The sequence below is a fragment of the Qipengyuania pacifica genome (assembly GCF_019857205.1).
Taxonomy (GTDB): domain Bacteria; phylum Pseudomonadota; class Alphaproteobacteria; order Sphingomonadales; family Sphingomonadaceae; genus Qipengyuania; species Qipengyuania pacifica.
The window spans coordinates 1-15,976 of sequence record NZ_JAHWXO010000007.1 but is presented as its reverse complement, the minus strand read 5'-3'; the positions used below and the strand labels follow the sequence as shown (position 1 = coordinate 15,976).

At 61.0% G+C, this 15,976-nt stretch carries 14 protein-coding genes and 1 tRNA gene; 5 read left to right on the top strand and 10 right to left on the bottom strand.

Annotated elements, in window-relative coordinates:
• Nucleotides 1-16 precede the first annotated feature (16 nt).
• The 3 genes from KYK83_RS11825 to KYK83_RS11815 form a co-directional block, all read right to left on the bottom strand.
• Nucleotides 17-436, bottom strand: a complete 420-nt coding sequence (locus KYK83_RS11825; RefSeq protein ID WP_222828392.1) for a rhodanese-like domain-containing protein — start codon at nucleotides 434-436, stop codon at nucleotides 17-19.
• Nucleotides 433-3,108, bottom strand: coding sequence for an aconitate hydratase AcnA (gene acnA / locus KYK83_RS11820; protein WP_222828391.1), 2,676 nt, complete (start codon nucleotides 3,106-3,108; stop codon nucleotides 433-435). The genes KYK83_RS11825 and acnA overlap by 4 nt, the downstream gene beginning before the upstream one ends.
• A 382-nt stretch (nucleotides 3,109-3,490) precedes the next feature.
• The gene (locus KYK83_RS11815; protein WP_222828390.1) at nucleotides 3,491-4,384 is read right to left on the bottom strand and encodes a DMT family transporter; all 894 of its coding nucleotides are present in this window, start codon (nucleotides 4,382-4,384) and stop codon (nucleotides 3,491-3,493) included.
• Nucleotides 4,385-4,524: 140 nt separating this feature from the next.
• Here KYK83_RS11815 and KYK83_RS11810 point away from each other — a divergent pair, with 140 nt between their 5' ends.
• Nucleotides 4,525-5,952 (top strand): L,D-transpeptidase family protein, encoded by a 1,428-nt coding sequence (locus KYK83_RS11810; RefSeq protein ID WP_222828389.1) that lies wholly within the window; start codon nucleotides 4,525-4,527, stop codon nucleotides 5,950-5,952.
• Between the two features lie 6 nt (nucleotides 5,953-5,958).
• On the opposite strand, the gene KYK83_RS11805 is transcribed toward KYK83_RS11810, so the two are convergent.
• The 3 genes from KYK83_RS11805 to ispG form a co-directional block, all read right to left on the bottom strand.
• Complete coding sequence (locus KYK83_RS11805) at nucleotides 5,959-6,666, bottom strand: murein L,D-transpeptidase catalytic domain-containing protein (protein ID WP_196847721.1); 708 nt, start codon at nucleotides 6,664-6,666, stop codon at nucleotides 5,959-5,961.
• A 61-nt stretch (nucleotides 6,667-6,727) separates the two neighbouring features.
• Entirely contained in the window at nucleotides 6,728-7,279 is a 552-nt protein-coding gene (locus KYK83_RS11800; RefSeq protein WP_222828388.1) for a retropepsin-like aspartic protease family protein, read from the bottom strand.
• Nucleotides 7,280-7,323: 44 nt separating this feature from the next.
• Nucleotides 7,324-8,466: a flavodoxin-dependent (E)-4-hydroxy-3-methylbut-2-enyl-diphosphate synthase gene (gene ispG / locus KYK83_RS11795; RefSeq protein WP_196847723.1), complete on the bottom strand. Its 1,143-nt coding sequence runs from the start codon at nucleotides 8,464-8,466 to the stop codon at nucleotides 7,324-7,326.
• Nucleotides 8,467-8,535: 69 nt separating this feature from the next.
• Here ispG and KYK83_RS11790 point away from each other — a divergent pair, with 69 nt between their 5' ends.
• Complete coding sequence (locus KYK83_RS11790; RefSeq protein WP_222828387.1) at nucleotides 8,536-9,537, top strand: zinc transporter ZntB; 1,002 nt, start codon at nucleotides 8,536-8,538, stop codon at nucleotides 9,535-9,537.
• Between the two features lie 134 nt (nucleotides 9,538-9,671).
• On the opposite strand, the gene KYK83_RS11785 is transcribed toward KYK83_RS11790, so the two are convergent.
• A complete protein-coding gene (locus KYK83_RS11785; RefSeq protein ID WP_103024539.1) occupies nucleotides 9,672-10,916 on the bottom strand; it encodes a mechanosensitive ion channel in 1,245 nt (414 codons plus the stop codon).
• A 108-nt stretch (nucleotides 10,917-11,024) separates the two neighbouring features.
• Here KYK83_RS11785 and KYK83_RS11780 point away from each other — a divergent pair, with 108 nt between their 5' ends.
• Entirely contained in the window at nucleotides 11,025-12,026 is a 1,002-nt protein-coding gene (locus tag KYK83_RS11780) for an isoaspartyl peptidase/L-asparaginase family protein (protein ID WP_222828386.1), read from the top strand.
• Between the two features lie 47 nt (nucleotides 12,027-12,073).
• Here the strand turns inward: KYK83_RS11780 and KYK83_RS11775 are convergent, their stop codons facing one another.
• Nucleotides 12,074-12,967: a prephenate dehydratase gene (locus KYK83_RS11775; RefSeq protein WP_222828501.1), complete on the bottom strand. Its 894-nt coding sequence runs from the start codon at nucleotides 12,965-12,967 to the stop codon at nucleotides 12,074-12,076.
• Between the two features lie 136 nt (nucleotides 12,968-13,103).
• On the opposite strand from KYK83_RS11775, the gene KYK83_RS11770 reads away from it, so the two are divergent.
• Nucleotides 13,104-13,784 carry a c-type cytochrome gene (locus KYK83_RS11770; protein WP_103024541.1) on the top strand — a complete coding sequence of 227 codons (681 nt, stop codon included), beginning with the start codon at nucleotides 13,104-13,106 and terminating at the stop codon, nucleotides 13,782-13,784.
• Between the two features lie 59 nt (nucleotides 13,785-13,843).
• Here the strand turns inward: KYK83_RS11770 and KYK83_RS11765 are convergent, their stop codons facing one another.
• Nucleotides 13,844-14,503 carry an RlmE family RNA methyltransferase gene (locus tag KYK83_RS11765; RefSeq protein ID WP_196847727.1) on the bottom strand — a complete coding sequence of 220 codons (660 nt, stop codon included), beginning with the start codon at nucleotides 14,501-14,503 and terminating at the stop codon, nucleotides 13,844-13,846.
• Nucleotides 14,496-15,713, bottom strand: coding sequence for a Ppx/GppA phosphatase family protein (locus KYK83_RS11760; protein ID WP_222828385.1), 1,218 nt, complete (start codon nucleotides 15,711-15,713; stop codon nucleotides 14,496-14,498). The genes KYK83_RS11765 and KYK83_RS11760 overlap by 8 nt, the downstream gene beginning before the upstream one ends.
• A 189-nt stretch (nucleotides 15,714-15,902) precedes the next feature.
• Between KYK83_RS11760 and KYK83_RS11755 the strand changes: the two genes are divergently transcribed.
• A tRNA-Gln gene (locus KYK83_RS11755) sits at nucleotides 15,903-15,976 on the top strand.

Genomic DNA, 15,976 nt, shown 5'->3' with positions numbered 1-15,976 from the left:
TCAGATTCTTGGCCGCTCAGTCACGCGTTACCGGCAGGTGGTTGCCTTCCCAGGCCCGGATGCCACCCTTCATATGCACGGCCGTATCGCCATTTGCCGCCAGCTTCTCTGCAGCAATACCGGAACGACGGTCGGACTGGCAGTAGAGGATGCGCTCGGCGCCTTGCGGATCGGGCAGGGTGGCTGGATCGAATTGATCGACCGGAATATTGATCGCACCTTCGATGTGGCCATCCGCAAACTCTTCCGGCGTGCGCACGTCGATAAGCTGGATGGCGTCGCCGGCATCAAGCCGCAGGGCGAGCGCCTTGGGCTCGATCAGGAGAACGCCGGCCTGGTCCTGGGTTGATCCGGCGTCTGCATCGGTTGGTGCGCCCGCAGAGCAGGCGGCGAGCAAGCCCGCCGCCGTTACTGCGAGGAGCGACCGTGCAATCAAGCCGCTGCCAGGTTGCGCAGGACGTACTGGAGGATACCGCCGTTGCGGTAATATTCCATCTCGTTCGCCGTATCGATGCGGCACAGCGCGGTGAAGGTGAATGTCGATCCGTCTTCACGGGTCACATCGACCTCGATATCCTGGCCCGGCTTCAGATCGGCCAGCCCCTTGATCGAGAAGCTGTCCGTCGCAGTCAGGCCCAGCGAAGCGCGGGTTTCGCCATCCTTGAACTGCACCGGAAGCACGCCCATGCCGACGAGGTTCGAACGGTGGATGCGCTCGAAACTTTCGACGATAACCGCGCGAACGCCCAGAAGAATGGTGCCCTTGGCCGCCCAGTCGCGGCTTGAGCCAGTGCCATATTCCTTGCCGGCGATAACCACCAGAGGCGTTCCATCGGCCTTGTGCTTCATGGCAGCGTCGTAGATCGCCATCTGCTCGCCATTGTAGGTGGTGTAACCACCTTCGACGCCCGGAACCATTTCGTTCTTGATACGGATGTTGGCAAAGGTGCCGCGCATCATCACGTCGTGATTGCCGCGACGCGAACCGTAGGAGTTGAAGTCCTGCTTCGAGACCTGATGGCTCTTTAGATATTCGCCGGCCGGGCTGTCTTCCTTGATCGAACCAGCTGGCGAGATGTGATCGGTCGTTACCGAATCCCCCAGAATCGCCAGCGGCTTCGCACCGGCGATATCCGTGACCGGCGCAGGCTCCATGCCCATGCCTTCGAAGTACGGCGGGCTCGCTACATAGGTGCTGGTCGGGTTCCAGCTGTAGGTATCCGACGCCTCGACATTGATCGCCTGCCAGTGCTCGTCGCCCTTGTAGACGTCGGCATAGCGGGTGACGAACATTTCGCGGTCGATATTGGCCGCGCGATGCTCGCGCACCTCTTCGTTGGTCGGCCAGATGTCGGCCAGCATCACGTCATTGCCGTTCTGATCCTGGCCGATCGGCGTGTTGGTGATGTCTTCCGTCACCGTGCCCTTGAGGGCGTAAGCGACCACGAGCGGCGGGCTGGCAAGGAAGTTCGCGCGCACGTCGGGCGATACGCGGCCTTCGAAATTGCGGTTGCCCGAAAGGACCGACGCCGCAACGATGTCGTTGCCGTTGATCGCCTTGGAGATCGGCGGAGCGAGCGGACCCGAATTGCCGATGCAGGTGGTGCAGCCATAACCGACGAGATCGAACCCGAGCGCGTCGAGATCGGTCTGCAGGCCGCTCTTCTCGAGATAGTCGGTGACGACCTGCGACCCGGGTGCCAGCGACGTCTTGACCCAGGGCTTCGGCTTCAGGCCCTTTTCATTGGCCTTCTTGGCCACGAGGCCGGCTGCGATGAGCACGTCGGGGTTCGACGTGTTGGTGCAGCTGGTGATGGCGGCAATGACGACGTCGCCGTCGCCGATGTCATGGTCCTTGCCGTCGACCTCGACACGCGCCGGCTTGTCCTTCTTGTATACGGTGGCGAGATCGCTGTTGAACAGCTCGTCCACCTGCGGCAGCGCGACGCGGTCCTGCGGGCGCTTGGGCCCGGCAAGGCTGGGCACGACCTTCGCGACGTCGAGTTCGAGCGTCTTGGTGAAGACCGGCTCGTTCTCGGGGGTGAACCACATGCCCTGTTCTTTCGAATAGGCTTCGACCAGCGCGATCGTTTCTTCGTCGCGCCCGGTCAGGCGCATGTATTCGAGGGTCTTCTCGTCGATGCCGAAGAAGCCGCAGGTTGCGCCGTATTCTGGCGCCATGTTGGCGATCGTCGCGCGATCGGCGAGCGTGAGGTTGGCGACGCCTTCGCCGTAGAATTCCACGAACCGGCCGACCACGCCGACTTCGCGCAGCATCTGAACGCAGGTCAGCACCAGGTCGGTGGCGGTCACGCCTTCCGCCATGGCGCCGGTCAGCTTGAAGCCGACGACTTCGGGGATGAGCATGGATACCGGCTGGCCGAGCATGCCGGCTTCGGCTTCGATACCGCCGACGCCCCAGCCCAGCACACCGAGACCGTTGATCATGGTGGTGTGGCTGTCGGTGCCGACGCAGGTGTCGGGATAGGCGACCAGCTTGCCATCATCGCCTTCGGACGACCACACGCCCTTGCCCAGATATTCCAGGTTCACCTGGTGGCAGATGCCGGTGCCCGGGGGCACTGCGGTAAAGTTCCGGAAGCTCTTCGAACCCCATTTGAGGAAGTCGTAGCGTTCCGCGTTACGGGCGTATTCGAGTTCGACGTTCTTTTCGAACGCCTTGGGGTGGCCGAATTCGTCGACCATGACCGAGTGGTCGATCACCAGATTGACCGGAACCTGCGGATTGATCTTGGACGTTTCGCCGCCCAGCTTGCTGATGGCGTCACGCATTGCGGCAAGGTCCACCACGCAGGGGACGCCGGTGAAATCCTGCAACAGCACGCGTGCCGGGCGATACTGGATTTCCTTGCCGGTGGCCGGGTTCTTCTGCCAGTCCGCGATCGCTTGCGCATCGTCGGTGGATACGGTGAAGCCGCCATCTTCGAAGCGGAGCATGTTTTCGAGCAGGACCTTCAGGCTGAAGGGCAGCTTCGACACGTCGCCGATTGTCTTCTCCGCCTTGGCGAAGGAGTAATAGGCGTAATCCTTGCCGTTCACGGTGAGGGTTGAGCGGGTTCCGAGCGTGTCCTTGCCGACCTGAGTCATGCGCGCGTCTGTCCTTTCAGTTGAGAGCCGTCATCTGACCAATGGACAGAGCGGCAGAATGTGCCGCGCACCTGCGCTGAACCTGCGCAAAAATCAAGTGCGCGGCAGGGTGGTGTGCGGCTTTGACGGAACTTCGCGCAGCTTTCTCTGGTTATTAAGGCTAAATCATGGCAATAAGGCCGTATTGGCCAAAAGGCTGAATGAGGGAGTTTCACATGTCTCCGCTATCGGATGCGGGCGAACGCTCACGTGGTCCGCTTCGTTTTGCAGTAATTGCTGCCGCGCTTGGCATTGTCGGTTGCTTTGCAGCTGCTTTCACTTTTGCAGACGGGCCCGCCCAGGCTGGCGAGACCGAGCGATCTACCGAACAGCGATCAGGCCGCTAGGGAACCTCCGGCACGATCGCGACGCGACGTTTCCGGGTCGCTACCCAACATGATGTGATGATGATGGCGGTGCCGATGGTCGTCGGCATGGTCAGCGGTTCGGCGAAGAACAGCCAACCGAACAGCGATGCCCATAAGAAGCCCGAATATTCTAGCGGCACCAGCACTTGTGCTTCGGCGCGCGCATAAGCCCAGGCAAGGCCCATCGCCCCGGCCACTGTCAGGAAGGCAGCCGCGGCCAGATCGCCCAGTATTTTCAGGTTTGGCATTTCGAACAGGAACGGCGCCGCCAGCCCCAGGATGATCACCGATACCCCGGAATGGAAGGTCGCGATTTCGGCGGGCCCGGCAACCTGCGATTGCCGCCGGATCAGTATGAAACTGTAGGCGTAGAGCAAAGCGGACGCCAGGATCGATGTGAGCCCCAGCGCCGTGTCGGCATCGAAATCCGCCTGGCCGATCTTGCCGCCGATAATGATCAGTGTGCCGATAAAGCCCAGTATGGAGGCATAGATTGCCTCTCTCCGGATCGCCTCGCCCAGCATTACCCGCGCAAGATAGAGCGCAATCAGCGGCGCCACGAAACTGATCGCAATCGCTTCGGCCAGCGGCAGTTTGGTGATCGCGTAAAAGAACGTCAGCGCCATGAATGTCGCTATGATCGAGCGCTGCAGATGAAGTTTGAGTACCTCGGGACGCGGCCAGCGGGCGCGGCCGCGCACGAGCCACAGCGGAAGCGCAATTCCGGTTGCAATGACCGAACGCAGCCATGCCGCCGTCAGCGCACCGACCGCCAGAGCGGCACTTTTCATGAAGGCGTCCATCAGGGACAGGCAGGCGACCGCGAACGCAGCCGCAAAGACTGGCAGCAAGGCATGGTCCCGGTTCATCGCCACGCCCTATGCGCCCTTTCTGCTATAGTCACCGACAATTCAGGCCTGCGAAAGAAGGGATATTGGATTAGCCCTGTGCATTGGGCTATTATCCGGCCAAACGCGCTGAACGGCGCGGGGCGCATCTGGTAGGACTTATGACACGTTTTCGTTTGATTTTCGGTACTGCAATGGGGGCGGCCCTTTGCGCGACTTCTGTCCTGGCTCAGGACAACGCGCCGGAAAACCTCGTCCCTCCCGAACCGGCCAAGGTGACGGAAAAGCTTCCCGATTACCGCAATAAAGCCCCGCAGCAGCCTGCTACGCCAAGCGTCGATGAAAGCTTCGACGATATCCGCACATCGTCGCGCGAAATCGTCCAGCAGCTTCCTGTCTATGTTCGCGAATGGTCCGTTCCACAGGCGAAAAAACTGCTCGCGTTCATCCCCACGGTGGAGGCCGAAGGACTGTCGCCCGCCGATTATCGTGCCGACGAGCTTTCCGCAGCGATTGCAAACGGTCCCGGCACCGCGCTCAATGAAACAGCCAGCGAGATTTTCGTATGGCTCGTGGAAGACCTGCGCGACGGACGCACACCTATGGACGCTCGCCGCCAGTGGTTTGTCGTGGATCCCGATCCCGACGTCCTGCCTTCGGACCGCTTGCTCCTGACGGCTGTTGAGACGGGGGACATTGCCGGGACGCTGACCGCACTCAACCCGGTATCTCCTGACTATGCGCGGCTGAAGGAAGAACTCGCCAAAACGACCGACCCGGCGAAGCGCAAGCTGATCCGCGCCAACATGGATCGCTGGCGCTGGCTGGGACGCGATCTAGGCAAGCAATATCTGCTGACCAACGTGCCCGAGTATCAGCTTCGCCTCACGGTGAATAACAAGATCATCAAGAACTACCGCGTGGTCGTGGGCAAGCCCGGACGTACCGCGACGCCTCAGCTGGCCGAAATGGTCGAGGCCGTGATCTTCAATCCCACCTGGACGGTTCCGCAGTCCATCGTGAAGGGTGAAGGTCTGGGGGCGAAGGTGCTCAACAATCCGGGATGGGCGCGTGCCAACGGATACAAAGCGACCAAGGGCGCCAATGGCTGGGTAACCGTCGTTCAGCAGCCGGGGCCGGGCAATTCGCTCGGTCTGATGAAGCTCGATATGCCCAACGAACATGCGATCTTCCTGCATGATACGCCGGCCAAGGCGTTGTTCAATCAGGACAGCCGCGCCCTCAGTCACGGCTGTATCCGGGTGCAGGGCGCTCGCGAACTGGCGATGACCATGTCGATGCTCGGTAATGCCGCCAATCGTGACGAATTGCCGGCAATTCAGCAGGAAGTGTCTGAAATCACCGCCGGCAGGGAATACACGCGCTATCCGATGGCGAAGCAGTGGCCGGTCTACATCACCTATTTCACCTACGGGGTGGACGTGAACGGAAACCTGACCAAGTTTGCCGACATATATGATCGTGACGCGCCGGTTCTCGCGGCACTGGACGCTCCGCGCCAGAGCGATCGTGCACGTCAGACAAGTGAAGAAGTGGTCGAAATCGTCGACGACCTGCAGACCAGCTGACGCCGCCTAGAACGCGCCGGGATTGGTCCGTTCGTAGGTTCCGCCATATTCGTTACGCAGCAGATCGTATTGTGCGATCGGCGGCGTAACGGTGGTGCCGTCTTCCGCCAGACCGTAACTACCACAAACCAGCAGGCGACCCCCGGCAAGATCGATCAACGCGCGGTCGAACTGGTCCGGCCCCATGGCGAAACATCCGTTTGACCGCCCAAGGCGGCCGTATCGTTCGACATGCTCAGGCGTCGCATAATTCGCCTTGTGCATGACGATCGCACGGGGGAGGGCGTTGGAGTTGGTCGGATCAAGGCCGTCCAGTCGTATCGACGTGCCATATCGGCCGACATACCAGCTGCGGGTCATGAAGGCGCCGCGGCTCGATGCTTCGCTGCCTTCGATGTTGGAATATCGTTTCAGCCAGCCGTCGTGTTCGCTATCCGAACCCGTGCCATGGCTGACATGATAGCTTGCCACCCGTTCGTTCTCGAGGTCTACGAAATGGAAGCGTCGCCGGGCCGAATGCAGTCCGAAATCTGCGATGGCGACGATATCCTTGCGCCAGATGTTTCCGCCGACCCTGACCAGTTCTTCGCGGGCGATGTCCATGAGCTTGGCATCGCGCGTGGCAGTGGGATTCCACTGTGCGAACAGTCGGCTCGGTAGGGCTACGGCTGCGCCGGCGGCCAGCGATCCTTTGAGAAGGTCCCGTCGTTTCATGTCGGTCACCCTATCAGCACGGTTCTGGCCGCGCCATGAACATTGCGCCGGAACGAAAGACCTATTCGCCTAGCACCATTTTGTCGTGTTCGATCCGAACCGGCTGAACGGTCGAAAGGTAACTTTGACCCAAGAGCGATGTGTCCAGGCCTTCGGGCACAATGATCGCACTGACGTTATTCGCCTCGTGCCCGTCCAGCGAAATATGATCGAGCGTGAGTGCGACCCCGAAAACCGGACCGGATGCGCCGCGTGCGATGGGCCGGACATCGGCAGCCGACCAGTGCAATCCTGCCGCGCGCGCATCGGCGCCAGTCAGTGCCACGACACTGGCCCCCGTATCGATCAGGAAACGGATCCGCGAATTGTTGACCATGGCATCGGCATAGAAATGTCCATCGCCTGCGCGGGCGAGTTCCGTCGTGCCTGCCACCCATGATGCGTAGTCGAGCGTTTCGGGCTTCGGTTGCTCACGCGCAAAATCCCTGGCCGTGGTTTTGTCAGTGGGTTCGGCGTTCGCGCTGTGCGTCGCCGCATCGAACGCACCTCCGGGAACGAAGGCACTGCCAACGAAAGCCAGTACTGCAACGGCAAGAAGGGCGGCCTCACGCATAAACGCAAGGATGGCCGATCAAGCTTAATTTCGGGTAAAGCGGGTTACTCCGCCGCTTCCTTGGCATGCGGATCGAAGGCTACGGCTTCGCCCGCCTCGATCTGGGCGGCTTTGGTTTCGACGAGGCGGACGATGTGGTCGAGCATGTCGTCGCTTTTCACATGATGATCGGTCACGCCCGACAGATAGACCATGTGCTTGCCATTGCCGCCGCCGGTAATGCCGATGTCGGTTTCCCGAGCCTCGCCCGGGCCGTTCACGACACAGCCGAGCACCGACAGGCTCATCGGCGTCTTGATATGTTCGAGCCGCTTCTCCAGCGTTTCGACCGTTCGGATCACATCGAAGCCCTGACGCGAACAACTTGGGCAGGAGACAACCCGCACGCCGCGGGTGCGCAGGCCCAGGCTCTTGAGGATTTCGTAGCCGACCTTCACTTCCTGCTCGGGCTCTGCCGAAAGCGAAACGCGAATTGTATCGCCGATACCGGCCCACAGGAGGCTGCCGATCCCGATGGAGCTTTTCACCGTCCCGCCGACGAGACCGCCCGCTTCGGTGATGCCCAGATGCAAGGGGCAATCCACCGCATCCGCGAGCCCGTGATAAGCCGCCACTGCCAGGAACACGTCGCTGGCTTTGACGGCCACCTTGAATTCGTGGAAATCGTGATCCTGCAACAGCTTGATATGGTCGAGCGCACTCTCGATCAGCGCTTCGGGGCACGGTTCGCCATATTTCTCGAGCAGGTCCTTCTCGAGACTGCCCGCATTGACGCCAATGCGGATCGCGCAGCCATTGGCCTTGGCTGCGCGGACGACTTCGGCGACGCGTTCGGACGAACCGATATTTCCGGGATTGATGCGCAGGCACGCTGCGCCCTTGTCCGCCGCTTCCAGCGCCCGTTTGTAATGGAAATGGATGTCGGCAACGATCGGAACGTTGGCCGCCTTGGTGATCTTGTCGAAATGTTCGGTCGCTTCCGCCGTCGGGCATGACACGCGGATGATGTCCGCGCCGGCATCCTCGCAGCGGCGGATCTGGTCGATCGTCGCGCCCACATCCTCGGTCGGCGTGTTGGTCATGGTCTGCACGGTGATCGGCGCATCGCCCCCCACGGGGACATTGCCGACCATGATCTGGCGGGACTGGCGGCGCATGATATCGCGCCATGGGCGTACGGAGGACATGACACGGATATAGTCGCCCGATCATTAAGGGGCAATGACAGCGGCGGCTCCTTGTTGCATGATGGGCCGATGAGTCAGGAAACCGATGCCGCCGACACCGATACTCCCCTGCTGTTCGGGCGTGTGCTCGATGGAACGGGCAGCGCACGGATGATCCACTGGGACGAGGTCCAAAGCTGGCAGCCGTCCACTCCCGACGAAGTGCTCTGGATCCACATTTGCCGCACTCGGGATGGCGTGAAGGACTGGCTCGAAGATCATCTCCGGATTCCCGAGCCCACCGCAGAACTGCTGACCAGCGACCAGACCCGGCCGCGCGCGTTCCGCGAAGGCACGAACCTGGTCGGCACGCTTAGGGGGATCAACTTCAATCCGGGCGCAGAGCCGGAAGACATGATCTCCATGCAGTTCTGGTGTGACGGAAGGCGGCTGGTGACGCTGCGCCGTCATCCCCTCCAGACACCGCGCGAAATCGTATCGTTGCTCGATCGCGGTGAAGGCCCGCCAGACGCGGGCGCCACCATCACGCTGCTCGCCGAACTGCTCATCACCCGCATGAGCCAGTCCATCGTCGATATGAACGAGGTTCTCGATCTTCTGGAAGACGATGATCCCGACGAGCACGCGGATCAGATGCTCACCAAGATCTCGAGCATTCGTCGCAATTCGCTCGCCCTCAAGCGGCACATGGCCCCGCAACACGAGGCACTCGAACAGATCAGCCGCGATGCACCGGCTTGGTTCGAGGATCACGATCGGCGCGAGATAGCCGAAAGCATCGCGCGTCTGCGTCGCTATCTGGACGATATCGATATCAGCAAGGAGAGCGCGGTTGTCCTGCAGGACGAACTGCGCGCGCGCAGCCTCGCCAGCAGCGAACACGCAACCTACATGCTGACGATCGTGGCGGGCATCTTCCTGCCATTGAGCTTCCTGACTGGCCTCCTTGGCATCAACGTGGGAGGCATGCCGGGCATGAACAATCCGGAGGCATTCTGGGCCGTCGTCGCTCTGTGCGCGCTGCTCTTCGTGGGGCTGCTCGTCGTCTTTCGACGCCTGCGCTGGCTCTGATGCATCGCGTTCGCGGGGGCGGCCCGCAACGCGGTGACGCCATACTGGCTATTTTCCGACGAGACTGAATAAGAAAAGGACGCGGAGTGGTTAGCTCCGCATCCTTCTCATTTGTGCCAGACCGGTCGGCTGGATCAGGCGCCCGGCGGCAAGGGATCGGTCGACTTCGACGCAGCCTTGCGACGCGGTGTCGGCGTTGGCGCAGAACCAGTCCCGCCCAGATCGTTATCCATCTGCTCCAGCTTCCGTGCGGCCCAGTCGCGACCGCCAAGGCCGAAGGCCAGAGCGCCTGCGACAGACACGCCGGCAATCAGGATCGTCAGCGCATTGGCCGGAATCATACCGCCAATGCCGGTGAACTGCAGGCCCATGAAGACGAACAGGATGATCGTTGCCCAACGCACGATGGTCGCCGCGGTCGTCCCTCCTGCATCGCCCGCGATAAGACGGGCAAGCAGATTGGCGATCAGGAAACCAAAAGCGATGACCACCGCTCCGAAGATGACCCTTCCGCCCAATTCGAGGAGCTGGTCGAGGATCGCCGTCAGTTCAGGAAAGCCGAGCAGCCTCGTCGCCGCGATGGCGAAGAACAGCAGGATCGCAACCTGGGCGACGCGGGCGATGATTGCCGATGCTGTGGTGCCCTCGGTGATAAGACCGCTTTCCGCCAATGCCCTATCGACGCCAAGCCCCGGAAGAACTTCCTTCAGGATCTGCACGACGAACTTGCTGATCAGATAACCGATGCCCAGCAGAACGGCGGCGCCGATGATGTTGGGAATGGCCGAGAAGATCATTTCGAGCATGCGTGATGCAGGGTTGCTGATCGATTCGATACCGAGCTGCTCAAGCGCTGCAATGGCCACGGGTATTGCAATCAGGACGTAGACGATCGTACCGATGGTTTTGCTGATGGCAGGGTTGCCGGTGACATTGTCGACCCCGCCGCGATTGGCCCACTTATCGAAATCGACGGTCTGCAAGGTCGTGACCACAAGGTCGCGCGCAATTCGTGCGACCATCATGCCGATGAAGAAGATGAGTCCTGCCCAAAGAAGGTTAGGCAGAAATGCCACGACATTCTGAAGCAGGCTGTCGATCGGTCCGGACACTCCGCCGAGATCGAGGATGTTGAGAATGACCAACAGCCCGAACAGCCAGATCAGGAGGCTGACGATTTTCCCAAGGGATTCTCCGAGCGACTGGCCGTTACCGGTTCCGCGTCTGAAGAAATCCACAGTGTCGACGAGCTTGGCGAAAGCCCATTTCGCCGCGCGTGCGGCAAGCCAGGTCACGACAAGCGCGATCAGGGCGAGAAGAATTTTCTCCCCCAGATCCATCGCCAACTGTTCGTTGAAACGATAACGGTCGAAAATCATCAAGCCTCTCCCCGTTGGTGCTCGGTCGGACGAGCGTATCATGCCGAGCCGCGTGAACAAAATCGGTCGGGGGGTTGAGTGGATAACTGCGGCTGCTATCCCATTCCCATGAGTGGATTTTTCGCCCCCCTGGCCCGTTTGCTGGCCGCATTTTCAATCGTCCTGTCCATGCCCGCAGCGGCACAGGAAAATGGGCGGTGGTCGATCGCCATCCACGGCGGTGCCGGGACCATCGCGCGCGATAACATGACGCCGGAACAGGATGCAGCCTATCGCGAAGCACTGCGCAAGGCACTCGACGCCGGAGCCAAGGTCCTGCGGAATGGCGGCACGGCGATGGATGCGATCCAGGCCGCAATTGAGCCTATGGAAGACGATCCGTTATTCAATGCCGGGCGCGGTGCGGTGTTCACCTGGGACGGCGATATCGAGCTGGACGCATCGATTATGGACGGGCGCACACGCGATGCAGGCGCGATCGCCGGGGTGCGCGGGATCAGGCATCCGATCCAGCTTGCGCGCAAGGTGATGACCAACAGCCCGCATGTCATGCTTTCCGGCGAAGGCGCGGAGACATTCGCGGCGGAGCAGGGGATCGAAAACATGCCCAGCGAATGGTTCGAAACCGAGCGCCGGCGGGAATCGCTCGAACGCATGAAGGCAGAAAAGCTTTCGGCGATCGACGTCGACGTCAAGTTCGGCACCGTCGGGGCAGTGGCTCTCGACCATGATGGCAATATGGCGGCAGGTACGTCGACCGGCGGAATGACCGGAAAGCGCTGGGGTCGCATCGGCGATGCACCCATTATCGGCGCAGGGACCTATGCCGACAATCGCAGCTGCGCAGTGTCTGCGACAGGTTGGGGTGAATTCTTCATACGCGCCGGCGTCGCCCGGATGATTTGCGCGCGTATCGACCTCGGGAATGAGGACGCGCAACTCGCGGCGGATACGGTCATCGCCGAAGTGGGAGAAATGGGCGGTGACGGCGGTGTCATCGTAGTGGATCGCAGCGGCGACGCGCTATTCTCGATGAATACTAGCGGCATGTATCGCGGTCGTGCGACCAGCGAAGGCTTGTCCGAAGTGGCGATCTACGCTGACGAATAGAGCTGGCGTGGTTCAGGCGGCGGATTAAAACCGGCTGAAATCAATCTCTACCCGCGTTTGCGGACTTGCGCATAGCTGCCAAGCAGTCTGACGCCATTGGTCTGGAAGGCCAGCTCTTCGAGCGCCGCATCTACCCGGGCTTCACCCGGTGCGCCCTCGATATCTGCGAAGAACTGCGTGGCCGCGAAGCTGGCGCCTTTCTGGTAACTTTCGAGCTTGGTCATGTTCACGCCATTGGTCGCGAAACAACCGAGCGCCTTGTAGAGCGCGGCGGGAATGTTCTTCACTTCGAAAATGAAGGTGGTCATCGCCTGGGCGCCGGCAAGGTTTGCCGGATCCAGTGCATCTTTGGCGAGAACGACAAAGCGGGTCGTGTTGTCGGGAGCATCTTCGACTTCCCGCTCCACGATATCGAGGCCGTAAAGGTCTGCTGCCAGTGACGGGGCGATCGCAGCGACATTGGCCTTTCCGCTTTCCGCAACGAAGGCAGCGGCACCTGCCGTGTCTGCATGGCTGAGGCCGACGATCCCGCGGTCTGACAGGAATTTATGAGACTGGCCGAGCGCTTGCGGATGGCTGTAGGCGGCCTCGAATGGTCCGTTTCCCAGCGCCATCAGGCAATGCGTTATGCGCATGAAATGTTCTGCCACTATCGACAGGCCACTTTCCGGAAGCAGGAAGTGAATATCGGCCACACGGCCATGCTGGCTGTTTTCGATCGGGATCATGGCGCAACCCGCTGCGCCATTTTCAACCGCTTCCAGCGCATCTTCGAAGCTGAAACAGGGCAGGGGCAGTGCATCGGGTGCAAATTGCATTGCCGCCTGATGCGAATTGGAACCTGGCGCCCCTCCGAAAGCAATCGCCTGCGCGGGCTGCTCCGCCGCAGCGGAGCGCATCGAATCGACAAGGGCGAGGGCAGGTTTGGCGAACTGACGCATGATGTCCGGCGCGTTAAGGCGGCCTTTCTCGCGCATCAAGCGCTATTGCTGCTTGCGCACTTGCGAAAGCCCGCCTTGCACACTAGAGCGGCGCGCAACCATCAGACCAACCGATTTTCGCCGGGTATTTTACGTAATGGATGATCGTTTCAACACCGCCGCGGGCTGGGTCCTCTTCGCAGGGATCGTTGCGCTCGGAGGTTCCATCGTTTCAGGCATGTATTTCACTGCGGATAAGCATGCGCATGTCGAAGAGCCGGGCTTTTTCATCGAGGGCGTAGCCGAAGATGGTGGCGCCGATGCCGGGCCCGATCTCGGCACCTTGCTCGCAAGTGCCGATGCGGCAGCCGGCGAAAAGGTTTTTGCCAAGTGCACGGCTTGCCACACCATTGAACAGGGCGGTGCCAATGGCATCGGTCCGAACCTTTACGGCGTCATGGGCGAAACGATCGGCACGGGGCACGGCGGGTTCGCCTTCTCCAGCGCGCTTAGCGATCATGGCGGAACTTGGACTTGGGAAAATATGGATGCCTGGCTGACCAGCCCTCGTGCATTCGCCAACGGCACCAAGATGAGCTTTGCTGGCCTGTCCAAGCCGGAAGATCGCGCCAACGTCATGGAATATCTGGCAGCCAACGGCGGTGCTCCGGCCAAGCCGGCCCCTGTAGCTCCCGAGGCCGACGAAGCTGACGATGCTGTGGACCTTGGCGGCGAAACGCCCACCGATGCCGAAGCCGCTGGCGCGATGGCAGCCGATGAACCGGTTGCGGCAGACAATGCCGCTACGGAGGCTGGCGGCGTTAAGCCGGGCGCATAAGCCGGAACAGTCTACGGTAAGTAAGGGCCCCGCTTCTGCGGGGCCTTTTCATTTGTGCTTCAGCCCTTGAACCCCTGTGCGATGACATACCATTCGCTGGAGCCTTTCCGGCTTGCCGGGGGCTTGGCATGCTTCACCGTCCTGAAGTGCTTCTTGAGCAGCGTCAGCAGATCGTTATCGGTACCGCCAGCCAGAACCTTGGCGAGGAATGTGCCGTTGGGCGCCAGGTTTTCGACCGCAAACCAGGCACCAGCTTCGACAAGGCCCATCGTTCGCAGGTGATCCGTCTGTTTGTGGCCAACCGTATTGGCGGCCATGTCGCTCATGACCAGATCGGCCTTTCCGCCCAGGGCTTCTTCGAGGACCGCCGGTGCAGTGTCATCCATGAAATCCATCTGGAAAATGGTAACGCCTTCGATTGGCTCGACCTCCAGCAGATCGATGCCGACCACATGCGCCTTGGGCTTTACCTTGCGCACGACCTGGCTCCATCCGCCAGGCGCAATGCCGAGGTCTACGACCCGTTCGATGCCCTTCAGCAAACCGAACTTCTCGTCCAGCTCGATCAGTTTGTAAGCGGCACGGCTGCGATAACCTTCGGCCTTGGCCTGTTTGACGTAAGGATCGTTGAGTTGCCGCTGCAGCCACCGGGTCGAACTCGCGGTGCGTTTTTTTGCAGTTCGCACGCGCGTTTCGCGGTCTTTTCCTGACCTAGACATCCTGTTCTCGCATTCTTTGCACAGTCGCGCGGCTGCGGTCGCCTTCTACATCGGCGGCAATCAGGCTGCGCAAGATACCCTCGCGAATTCCCCTGTCGGCAACGCCGAGTTGCTCTGCTGGCCAGATGTCGAGAATGGATTCGAGAATAGCACATCCGGCGATGACCAGATTCGCTCGGTCGTCGCCGATACAAGGCAAGCGTTTGCGGTCCGGGCCGCTCATGCGTGACAGGCGGTTGGAAATGTCGCGCATGGCGATCGACGGAACGATCAGGCCGTCGACCGCGCGGCGGTCATATTGGGGCAGTTCCAGATGCAGACTGGCAAGGGTGGTCACGGTGCCGCTCGTACCCAAAAGGCGGATCGGCTCGGTCGAACGCGTGTAATCGCGGATGCGTTCGGCGAATTCGGCGAAGCTGCGCCCCACGGTGCGGCGCATGTTCATGTAACGATCGAGCCGCAGGTCGTGCGTCTCGTCCGATCCGTCGACCGTGTCGGTAAGCGACACGACGCCCCATGGCACGCTCAGCCAGTCCAAGATGCGGGGCACCTTTTCGCCCGGTTGAACCAGTACCAGTTCCGTGGAGCCACCGCCGATATCGAAGATAATAGCCGGGCCGTTACCTTCTTCCAGCAGGACGTGGCATCCCAGAACCGCGAGCCGGGCCTCTTCCTGGGCTGAAATGATGTCGAGCATAATGCCGGTTTCGCGCTTCACGCGTCTGATGAATGCCGGCCCGTTTGATGCTCTACGGCAGGCCTCCGTCGCTACGGATCGCGCCAGACGAACATTGCGGCGGCGCAGCTTTTCCGCGCAAACGTGCAGCGCGGCCAGAGTGCGCTCCATTGCTTCATCGGAAAGCTTGCCACTTGCGGCGAGACCTTCGCCCAACCTTACGACGCGGCTGAAAGCGTCGATCACGGTGAAATTTTCGCCCGAAGGGCGCGCTATCAGGAGGCGGCAATTGTTGGTCCCAAGATCCAGTGCAGCATAGGCCTGTTTGCGCGGAAGCTGGCTTGGCTGATCGTGCAATTTGGACGTTGGCCGGGATACAAAACCGCCATCGCGGCGCGGCGCATTGCGCCTGTCGCCTTGCTTGGCTTCGGGCCGGGAGGGGCGCTTGTAGCGGAAATCGGCTACCTTGCCGGACTTGCCGCCCCGTTGTGTCCCGTGCCCTCTTGTCGTGTCCGGCGGAGAATGATCCGCCATTTCGAGAGCTTTCTTTTTTCCTCCCGCATAAACCACCGTACGCGGGGACTTGACCGAGATTCTAGCGGTGAACAGTTGGCAGGGCAAGGGCGCCCGTCTCGCACGGGGTTGACCTTGTTCCGCGACGAAACTAAATGCGCGGCCTCCCGTCCCGGAGCAGCATGCGATTCTTGCTGCCCCCGCGGTTGATGCCCCGTCGTCTAATGGTAAGACTACGGACTCTGACTCCGTCAATTGAGGTTCGAATCCTCACGGGGCATCCA